Below are 8,024 nucleotides of genomic sequence, written 5' to 3'. Positions count from 1 at the left end.
TGATCGGAAAGTGCTCGCGGGCCAGGGAGCCTTCGGACGACCAGAGCGGAGAATCGGCGGTCAACCGGTCCCACCAGCCGTCAGAGAAATTCGAATGACGAGGGCGGTCGGGATCGGCGTCGAACAAATCCGTCGCACCCCCTCATGAGATTCGAAAGCGTGTATGAATTCTTTCGTCTCTCTGTGGGCTGTGCAAGCTCACGCGAGAATCTCTTGGAGCCACAGATTGGGGACCGCAGAATCAGGCCGACGGCGTGCTCCGGCACGTGACGTCGCTGGTCACGGGGGCAGCTCGCCCCGGGTGGGCAGGCCCTGCCAGGAGCTGTGGCTGGCGACCGCGAAGGCGGCCACCGAGATGCCGCGCTTGAGGCGGTCGGCCGGGTGCAGGCCGTCCAGGATCGCGCTGAGGTAGCCCGCGACGAACGCGCCGCCGACCTCGGAGGGGTCGACCGCGGTCACGGGGGCGGCCTGGGTGTCGTAGCGCAGTCCCTCGACGGTGGCGCTGGCTCCCTTGACGCCCCGGGTCACGACCAGTTCGGGCGTGGAGGCGAGCACGGGCTCCACGAGCATGAGCTCGTCCTGGGTAGCGAAGAGCACGTCGGCCGAGGCGGCGAGTTCGGTGAGTCCCTGCCGGGCCTCCTCCGAGCTCTCCCACAGGTTCGCGCGGTGGTTGACGTCCACGGAGACGAGCACGCCGGCGTCCCTGGCGATTTTGACGGCGTGGTGGACGGCGCTCCACGCGAGGCCGCTCAGCCCGAGGGTGACGCCGGTGACGTGCAGGATCCGCGCCGACTGGACCGCCTCACCGGGCACGTCGCCGGTCGACAGGTGCGACCCGGCCGAGCCCTCCCGGTAGTGGACGGCGTGCGACGAACGGCCGATGCGCCGCTGCCGGAGGATCAGCCCGGTCGCCGTCGTCTCGTCCACCCGTACGTGGGAAACCTCTACGCCCTCGCCGCGCAGCACGGTCAGCGTGCGCATGCCCAGTTCGTCGGCGCTGACCCGGCCCAGCCAGCTCACTGTGTGGCCGAGCCGGGCCAGGCCGACCGCCGTCGTCAGCTCGGGCCCCTCCACGTCGAGGCGAATCGTCATGTCGTGCCGGAGCCGGTCGCCGGAGACGACGCCCAATGCCTCTCCGAGCGTGAAAACCTCGGTCATGCCGTAAGTCCGCGGGATCGCACCCGGAAAGCATGACAGAGCCTGATCCGCCCGGGAAAGCCCCGACTCAGGCGCCGAACGCGTCCACGGCGGCCTGGCAGAAGGCCTTCAGATCGTCTGGCTTCCGGCTGGTCACCAGCGTGTTAGGACCGTCCGTGCAGACCATGACCTCCTGGTCCACCCAGGTCGCCCCCGCGTTCCGCAGGTCGGTCTGGAGGCTGGGCCACGAGGTCAGCGTGCGCCCGCGCACCACGTCGGCCTCCACGAGGGTCCACGGCGCGTGGCAGATCGCCGCGACCGGCTTGCCCGCCTCGAAGAACTCCTTGACGAACCGTACGGCCTCCGGCCGCGTGCGCAGGAAGTCGGGGTTGGCGACCCCGCCGGGGAGGACCAGCGCGTCGAAGTCGGCGGCGGAGACCTCTCCGGCCACGGCGTCCACCGGGAAGGTGTCGGCCTTGTCGAGGTGGTGGAACGCCTGGATCTCGCCGCGTTCCACCGAGACCAGCTTCGGAGTGCCGCCCGCCTGCTGGACGGCCTTCCACGGCTCGGTGAGCTCGACCTGCTCGACCCCCTCGGGTGCGACGAGGAATGCGATCGTCTTGCCCTGGATCATCGTTGCTCCCCTCTTTTGCTCGTTCTTGACGTCGCGTGCCCCGTTGGCCGCGATCTATGCCGTCCACGGGGTAGGGGATGGGCATGCCCGTGCTGGTGGGGACCTCTGGATGGCAGTACGCCGACTGGCGCGACCTCGTCTACGGGGGCGTGCCGCAGAGGCTGTGGCTGGAGCGCTACGGCGAGATCTTCGCCACGGTCGAGAACAACAACGCCTTCTACCGGCTGCCGAAGCGGGAGACGTTCGAGTCGTGGCGGGAGCGTACGCCGCCCGGCTTCGTCATGGCGGTCAAGGCAAGCCGCTTCCTGACGCACATCAAGCGGCTGAAGGACCCCGAGGAGCCGGTCGAGCGGCTGATGGGCGTGGCCGAGGGCCTCGGCCCGAAGCTGGGCCCCATCCTGCTGCAACTGCCGCCGACCCTGCAGGTGGACGCCGGGCGGCTGCGGGCCTGCCTGGCCCGGTTCCCGCGCGCCGTACGGGTCGCGGTCGAGCCCCGGCACGCCTCGTGGTGGACCGACGAGATCCGCGCTCTGCTGACCGAGTTCGGGGCCGCGCTGTGCTGGGCGGACCGGCTCGGCCGGCCGGCCGGACCCCTGTGGCGTACGGCCGACTGGGTCTACCTGCGCTTCCACGAGGGAGGGGCGGAGCCCTGGCCCAACTATGGGCGGCGTGCGCTGCGCAGCTGGGTGGACCGCCTGGGGGACGCGCCGGACGCCTACGTCTACTTCAACAACGACCCCGGTGGCGCCGCCGTACGCAACGCGATCACCTTCGCTGAGCTGGCGTGCGCGCAGGGGCGGGACGTCAGCAGGGCGCGGCTCCCCGAGCCGACCTCCAAGCGGACCCCCGAGCCCGTCCGGTCGTGACCGGACGGGCGAGTGTCACCCCCGGCATGACGGATCAGGCGCGGCGGTCGTCGGCCGCGTGACGCCCGCCCGCCACCAGCTGGTCGGAGGACGACTGCTGGGCGGGGATGGAGAGGCGGTTGTGCGGCGCGGTGGGACGCTCCGCCTGCTCGGCCCGCTCGGTCCGGTCGTCGACTCCGTCGCCGTCCCGGTCGACCTTCGGGGTGGACGTCGGGGTCGTCGAGGCCGTCGGGGTCGTCTCCAGACGGCGCTCCAGGTCGCGCTTCTCGGCCTCCAGGCGGGACACGCGGTCCCGCTCCGCCAGGCGCGCCTCACGCAGCCGGCGGCGCTTCACGGCCGCGCGGCGCATGCCGCCGGTGATGAGCAGCAGACCGGCGACGAATACGGCGGCGGTCACGACACCGGCGATGAACAGCTCGAACGGGCTGAGGTTGAACGTGCGGTCCAGGACCGTGATCGGCATGGTGTTCGCGGTGTCGTTCACCGACACCTCGATCACAGCCGCCGCCGCGATCAGAACCAGAAGCAGGCCCAATAAGACCATCTGCGCTCACTCCCAGTGCGGTTGCGATTGGTGGACGCTCATCCGACTGCCCAGGAAAGCGGCGTTCATGTGCTGCGGGTCACAACACCGTCAAGGCAAAGAATGCGCGTTAACACTCCGGTTACAAACGGGCAAAAGCTACGAAATGCCAGAACGGCAATGTCGAGCGTGGCGGACGAACGCCAGGCCGCCTCGTTCGAAGGGATCGACGTGACCTACAAGGCCGAGTACATCTGGATCGACGGCACGGAGCCGACCGCGAAGCTCCGCTCCAAGACCAAGGTCCTTGCCGACGGCGCCGAGCCGCCGCTGTGGGGCTTCGACGGGTCCAGCACCAACCAGGCCACGGGTCACTCCTCCGACCTGGTGCTTAAGCCGGTGTTCACCTGCCCCGACCCGATCCGCGGCGGTGACAACGTGCTCGTCATGTGCGAGGTCCTGCACACCGACTTGACCCCGCACGCGACGAACACCCGCGCCCCGCTGGCGGAGGTGGCCGAGAAGTTCGCCGAGCAGGACTCGTGGTTCGGCATCGAGCAGGAGTACACCTTCTTCAAGGAGGGCCGCCCGCTCGGTTTCCCGCTGGGCGGCTTCCCCGCCCCGCAGGGCGGCTACTACTGCGGTGTCGGCGCCGACGAGGTGTTCGGCCGTGACATCGTCGAGCTGCACCTCGACCGCTGCCTGGCCGCCGGCCTGAAGATCTCCGGCATCAACGCCGAGGTCATGCCCGGCCAGTGGGAGTTCCAGGTGGGCCCGGCGGGTCCGCTGGAGGTCGGCGACCACATGTGGGTCGCCCGCTGGCTGCTCTACCGCACCGCCGAGGAGTTCGACGTCGCCGCCACGCTCGACCCGAAGCCGGTGAAGGGCGACTGGAACGGCGCGGGCGCGCACACCAACTTCTCGACCAAGGCCATGCGTGAGGGCTACGAGCCGATCATCACGGCCTGCGAGGCCCTGGCCGACAACGCCATGGAGCACGTCAAGAACTACGGCCACGGCATCGAGGACCGCCTGACCGGCCACCACGAGACCGCTCCGTGGGACAAGTTCAGCTACGGCGTCTCCGACCGCGGCGCCTCGGTCCGCATCCCGTGGCAGGTCGAGGTGGACAAGAAGGGCTACATCGAGGACCGGCGCCCCAACGCCAACGTCGACCCCTACGTCGTCGCCCGCCTGATGGTCGATACCTGCTGCACCGCTCTGGAGAAGGCCGGCCAGATCTGATCGGCTTCACGAGGAACTGAACGGTTCCCTCATCTCCCTACGGCTCCCGCGTTCCGGCGCGGGAGCCGTACGCGTTTTACGGCGGCTGTGCGGCGGCCGGCGGGCGGTCGAAGTGTCCCGAGTTGACAATGATTTTCATTTGCGAGACATTTGAAAGGGATGTTTCCCCTGATGCATCGCTTGATGCACTGCTTTGACGCACTACTTTGATATGCCGACTTGAGGACTCGTCGTGCTCTCGCCTCTCGCCCGTACGCTGTCGTCCGCCGCCCTGCTCGTGCTGTTCGCCGCCGGGTGCGGCGAAGGGAACGCGTCCTCTTCGCCTTCCGACCCGGCCCAGCCGCTGAAGGTGGTGGCGACCACCACACAGGTGGCCGACTTCGCCCGCAACGTCGGCGGTGACCGGGTCAGCGTCCACCAGTTGCTCAGGCCGAACGTCGATCCCCACGACTACGAGCCGTCCCCGGCGGACATGCAGGCCATCGCCGAGGCCGACGTGCTCGTCAAGAACGGCGTGGACCTGGAGAGATGGCTGGACGAGACGATCTCGGCCGCCGGTTTCGACGGGCCCGTGGTGGACGCCTCCCAAGGCGTGCAGATCCGCGACGGCAATCCGCACATCTGGCACAACCCCCTCAACGCCAAGACGATGGTCGACACCATAGAGAAGGCGTTCGCCGCCGCCGACCCGCGCGACGCCGCGGCCTACCAGGCCAACCGGGTGGCGTACGACGCGAAGCTGGACGCGCTCGACGGCGAGATCGCCAAGAAGGTCGAGTCCATCCCCGCCGACCGGCGCAAGCTCGTGACCAACCACGACGCCTTCGGCTACTACCTCGACCGTTACGGGCTGACGTTCGTCGGCTCGATCATCCCGAGCTTCGACACCTCGGCAGAGCTGTCCGCCAAGCAGGTCTCCGACCTCGTCGCCAAGATCAAGGCGACCGGAGTGGCGGCGATCTTCTCGGAGGCGTCGCTGCCGCCGAAGACGGCCGAGGCGATCGGGCGCGAGGCCGGGGTGCGGGTCGTGGCCGGAGAGGACGCGCTGTACGGCGACTCGCTGGGCCCCGAAGGGTCGGCCGGTGCGACCTACCTGCAGATGGAGGAGCACAATACCGACACCATCGTCAACGCGTTGAGGGGGACCGTCGCATGAGTGAGCGCGCGCCGACCCTGGTGCTCGACCGGGCGAGCGTGGCCTACGGCGACGTCCCGGTGCTGGAAGAACTGAACGGCGTCGTCCACGAGGGCGAGGCCGTGGCGCTGATCGGCCCGAACGGCGCCGGAAAGTCCACGTTCATCAAGGCGCTGCTCGGCCTGGTGCCGGTCGTACGCGGCCGGATCGAGGTGCTGGGCAGGCCCCCGGCGCAGGCCCGCCGCGACGTCGCCTACGTGCCGCAGGCCGACACGCTCGACCCGGACTTCCCGGTGTCGGTCGAGCAGGTGGTGATGATGGGCCGCTACCGGCGGATCGGCTGGCTGCGCCGCCCCTCCGCCGACGACCGGGCCGAGGTGGCCGACGCCCTGGAGCGGGTCGGGCTGGCCGGGCGGGCCCGTGACCGGTTCGGCACGCTGTCGGGCGGGCAGCGCCAGCGGGTGCTGCTGGCCAGGGCCATCGCCGCCAAGCCGAGGATGTTGCTGCTCGACGAGCCGTTCAACGGCGTGGACGCGGTCAGCCAGCACGCGTTGCTGGAGGCGATCGGCTCGCTCAAGGCGCAGGGCGCCTCCGTCGTCGTCAGCACTCACGACCTCGCCATCGCCCACCTCGCCTGCGACGAGGTGTGCCTGCTGAACCGGAGCCAGTTCGGGTTCGGCCCGACCGGCGACGTGCTGACGCCCGAGCGGCTGCGCGCGACGTACGGCGGGCACGCGCTCGAACTGCGCGGCGACCGGGTGATCGTGACCCAGACATGATCTTCTTCGAGCCCTTCCAGATGCCCTTCATGGCGCGGGCGCTGGTCGAACTGGTCCTCCTCGGCGCGCTCGCGGGCACCGTCGGCGTGCTGGTGCTGCTGCGCCGGCTCGCCTTCGTCAGCGACACCCTGACGCACACCGTCTTTCCCGGCGTGGTCATCGGCCACCTCATGGCCGGGAACGGCGGCATCTTCTGGGGCGCGCTGGCCGCCGGGGTCGTCACGGCCGTCCTGCTCACGCTGCTCACCCAGCGCCGCAGGGTGAGCGAGGACGCCGCGCTCGCCATGCTGCTGACCACGCTGTTCGCCGTCGGCGTCGTCATCGTGTCGCGGCAGACCGGCTTCACCGCCGACCTCACGGCGTTCCTGTTCGGGCGGGTGCTGACGGTCACCGAGGCGCAGCTCGCGCAGACCGCCGTCGTGACGGTCGTGGTCGTGGCGCTGCTGGCGGTGCTGCGGCGGCCGCTGCTGCTGCGGGCCTTCGACCCCGAGGGCGCCCAGGCGGCCGGCGTGCGCGTCGGCCTGCTCGACCTCGTGGTGAACGTCGCGGTCGCGCTGGTGGTCGTGGCCGCCGTGAAGGCGGTCGGCACGGTCCTCGTGATCGCGTTGCTCATCGTGCCGGCCGCGGCGGCGCGCAGCCTGTCGGACCGGCTCGCGGTCATCGTGCCGCTGGCCTGTCTCGTCGGCGCGGCCGCCGGGTGGCTAGGGCTGGTCGTGAGCTACGAGGCGTCGGTCGGGCATGGCATCAGGCTCGCCTCCGGCGCGACCGTGGTGCTCGCGCTGGTGGCGATGTACGGCCTGGCCCACGCCGCCGCGTACGTCCGCAGGAAGGCGGGCCTGAGCCGGGCCCGCCGCCGCTCGGTCCTGGAGGCGGCGTGAACTGGCTCGATTCCACCGTCCACCGGGCCCTCGTCGAGGCCGTCCTGGTCGGCGCGCTGGGAGGGGTGGTCGGGGTCTTCGTGGTCGCGCGGCGGCTGCCGTTCTTCACGATGGCCCTCACGCACGCGACGTTCCCCGGCATCGTCGTCGCCGCCCTGCTGGGGGTGAACATCTACCTTGGCGGCGGGCTGTTCGGACTGCTGGTGGTCGCCGCCGTCCTCGCGTTCGGCCGGGGCCGCGGGCAGGACTTCACGACGGCCACCGGCATCGCGCTGTCGGGCGGCTTCGCGCTCGGTGTGGTGCTGGTGTCGTCCCAGGACGGCTTCACCAAGGACCTGGCGGCCTACACGGTGGGCGATGTCCTCGCCGTCGGCACGGGCGACCTGGTGGCGACCGTCTCCGTCGCCGCGGGCGTGCTGCTCGTGCTCGCCCTGGTGGGCAAGGAACTGCTGCTCGCGGCGTTCGACCCGGTGGGGGCGGCGGCGCTCGGGCTGCCCACCGTGCTGCTGGACTTCGCGCTGCTCGCGGTCGTCGAGGTGACCGTCGTCGCCACCGTGCCCGCGCTGGGGACGATCCTCGCCGTGGCGCTGATCGTGGGCCCGGCCGCGACGGCCCGCCTGCTCACCGACAGGTTCGCGCCGCTGTTCCCGCTCGCCGCCGGGATCGGGGTCGCGTGCGCCCTCGCGGGCGTGTGGGTCTCCACGCAGTGGAACGTCGCGACCGGGGCCTCCATCGCCCTGTTCGTGGGCCTGGTGTTCGGGGCGGTCTTCCTCGGCACCGCCGTACGCGGACGGGCCGGACGGGCCGCCGCCGTCAGGGCCTGATCA

9 protein-coding genes are annotated in these 8,024 nt (G+C 70.6%); 6 read left to right on the top strand and 3 right to left on the bottom strand.

Features of this window, described 5'->3' with window-relative positions; translation table 11 throughout:
* Positions 1–279: 279 nt before the first annotated feature.
* Both BXA11_RS38875 and BXA11_RS38870 read right to left on the bottom strand, forming a co-directional pair.
* Positions 280–1,158 (bottom strand): sugar kinase, encoded by an 879-nt coding sequence (locus BXA11_RS38875; protein WP_076442809.1) that lies wholly within the window; start codon positions 1,156–1,158, stop codon positions 280–282.
* A gap of 67 nt (positions 1,159–1,225) precedes the next feature.
* On the bottom strand, positions 1,226–1,771 hold the full coding sequence (locus tag BXA11_RS38870) for a type 1 glutamine amidotransferase domain-containing protein (RefSeq protein ID WP_030510804.1): 546 nt from the start codon (positions 1,769–1,771) through the stop codon (positions 1,226–1,228).
* A gap of 83 nt (positions 1,772–1,854) precedes the next feature.
* On the opposite strand from BXA11_RS38870, the gene BXA11_RS38865 reads away from it, so the two are divergent.
* On the top strand, positions 1,855–2,637 hold the full coding sequence (locus tag BXA11_RS38865) for a DUF72 domain-containing protein (protein WP_076442807.1): 783 nt from the start codon (positions 1,855–1,857) through the stop codon (positions 2,635–2,637).
* Positions 2,638–2,671: 34 nt separating this feature from the next.
* On the opposite strand, the gene BXA11_RS38860 is transcribed toward BXA11_RS38865, so the two are convergent.
* Positions 2,672–3,181 carry a hypothetical protein gene (locus BXA11_RS38860; RefSeq protein WP_143734778.1) on the bottom strand — a complete coding sequence of 170 codons (510 nt, stop codon included), beginning with the start codon at positions 3,179–3,181 and terminating at the stop codon, positions 2,672–2,674.
* Between the two features lie 168 nt (positions 3,182–3,349).
* Here BXA11_RS38860 and glnII point away from each other — a divergent pair, with 168 nt between their 5' ends.
* From glnII to BXA11_RS38835, 5 genes are all read left to right on the top strand, one after another.
* The gene (gene glnII / locus BXA11_RS38855; protein WP_239105322.1) at positions 3,350–4,405 is read left to right on the top strand and encodes a glutamine synthetase; all 1,056 of its coding nucleotides are present in this window, start codon (positions 3,350–3,352) and stop codon (positions 4,403–4,405) included.
* Positions 4,406–4,637: 232 nt separating this feature from the next.
* Positions 4,638–5,561 (top strand): metal ABC transporter substrate-binding protein, encoded by a 924-nt coding sequence (locus tag BXA11_RS38850; protein ID WP_076442803.1) that lies wholly within the window; start codon positions 4,638–4,640, stop codon positions 5,559–5,561.
* Positions 5,558–6,319, top strand: a complete 762-nt coding sequence (locus BXA11_RS38845) for a metal ABC transporter ATP-binding protein (protein WP_076442800.1) — start codon at positions 5,558–5,560, stop codon at positions 6,317–6,319. The genes BXA11_RS38850 and BXA11_RS38845 overlap by 4 nt, the downstream gene beginning before the upstream one ends.
* A complete protein-coding gene (locus BXA11_RS38840; protein WP_030510810.1) occupies positions 6,316–7,197 on the top strand; it encodes a metal ABC transporter permease in 882 nt (293 codons plus the stop codon). The genes BXA11_RS38845 and BXA11_RS38840 overlap by 4 nt, the downstream gene beginning before the upstream one ends.
* The gene (locus BXA11_RS38835) at positions 7,194–8,021 is read left to right on the top strand and encodes a metal ABC transporter permease (RefSeq protein WP_076442797.1); all 828 of its coding nucleotides are present in this window, start codon (positions 7,194–7,196) and stop codon (positions 8,019–8,021) included. The genes BXA11_RS38840 and BXA11_RS38835 overlap by 4 nt, the downstream gene beginning before the upstream one ends.
* The last annotated feature ends 3 nt before the right edge of the window (positions 8,022–8,024 follow it).

It is taken from the genome of Microbispora rosea (assembly GCF_900156315.1).
Taxonomy (GTDB): Bacteria; Actinomycetota; Actinomycetes; order Streptosporangiales; family Streptosporangiaceae; genus Microbispora; species Microbispora rosea.
This window is presented reverse-complemented; position numbering and strand designations above follow the sequence as displayed.

Coding starts and splice junctions, on each gene's coding strand:
- BXA11_RS38860 (WP_143734778.1), bottom strand. CDS start 3,181: ATGGTCTTATTGGGCCTGCTTCTGGTTCTGATCGCGGCGGCGGCTGTG.
- BXA11_RS38845 (WP_076442800.1), top strand. CDS start 5,558: ATGAGTGAGCGCGCGCCGACCCTGGTGCTCGACCGGGCGAGCGTGGCC.
- BXA11_RS38865 (WP_076442807.1), top strand. CDS start 1,855: ATGCCCGTGCTGGTGGGGACCTCTGGATGGCAGTACGCCGACTGGCGC.
- BXA11_RS38870 (WP_030510804.1), bottom strand. CDS start 1,771: ATGATCCAGGGCAAGACGATCGCATTCCTCGTCGCACCCGAGGGGGTC.
- BXA11_RS38875 (WP_076442809.1), bottom strand. CDS start 1,158: ATGACCGAGGTTTTCACGCTCGGAGAGGCATTGGGCGTCGTCTCCGGC.
- BXA11_RS38840 (WP_030510810.1), top strand. CDS start 6,316: ATGATCTTCTTCGAGCCCTTCCAGATGCCCTTCATGGCGCGGGCGCTG.